Origin of the sequence: Alcanivorax profundi (assembly GCF_003597125.1) — a bacterium.
GTDB classification, from domain to species: Bacteria; Pseudomonadota; Gammaproteobacteria; order Pseudomonadales; family Alcanivoracaceae; genus Alcanivorax; species Alcanivorax profundi.
In genome coordinates this window covers 1-940 of sequence record NZ_QYYA01000035.1, presented here as the reverse complement: position 1 = coordinate 940, position 940 = coordinate 1, and the positions used below count along the sequence as shown (strand labels likewise).

General features: G+C 44.8%; 1 rRNA gene. It reads right to left on the bottom strand.

Features of this window, described 5'->3' with window-relative positions:
• Window positions 1–629, bottom strand: a 23S ribosomal RNA gene (locus D4A39_RS18960); the annotation flags it as partial.
• Window positions 630–940 lie beyond the last annotated feature (311 nt).

Genomic DNA, 940 nt, shown 5'->3' with positions numbered 1-940 from the left:
CCGGAAAAAGTAACTCGTAGGTTCATTATGCAAAAGGCACGCCGTCACACCAAAAGGTGCTCCGACCGCTTGTAGGCACATGGTTTCAGGAACTATTTCACTCTTCTGTTCGAAGTGCTTTTCACCTTTCCCTCACGGTACTGGTTCGCTATCGGTCTCTCGGGAGTATTTAGCCTTACCGGATGGTCCCGGCAGATTCACGCAGAATTCCTCGTGCTCCGCGCTACTCAGGATACTACTATGCTTCGACAACGTTCGAATACGCAACTGTCATGCTCTATGGTCTTTCTTTCCAGAAAGTTCTTCTCTGATGTCTTCATGCAACGGCGTAGTCCTACAACCCCACCCATGCCGTAACATGGATGGTTTGGGCTGTTCCCCGTTCGCTCGCCACTACTGGGGGAATCATTGTTATTTTCTTTTCCTGCAGGTACTAAGATGTTTCAGTTCCCTGCGTTAGCTCTCTTACACTGGTAAGAGTAACCGTCCTTCAGACGGCTAGGTTGTCCCATTCGGAAATCTCCGGATCAAGGGTTATTTGCACCTACCCGAAGCTTATCGCAGCTTATCACGTCCTTCATCGCCTCCGAGAGCCAAGGCATCCGCCATGCGCCCTTCTTTACTTTCTTTACGACTGTATTCTTGTTACTCGTTTCCGAATAACGAATAAGGAGCTCATACTTTCAGCTGTATTCTAACAAAGTGAAATCTCATCTTGCGATTTGATTTACTTTAGTCTGAACTAAAGTTCATTACTTACAGTTTTGCTTGTGTCAATATGTCAAAGATCTTTTTAAGTGAAGAGTGAAGAACGAAGAGTGAAGAATTCACTTGTCTTACTCAACCTTAGAGTGGAGATTGTGGAGTTGAACCATTTTGCTTGAGCCATCCCTATATATATAATGTATAAGGAATCCCAGTCTCCTATTTAATTAAACAG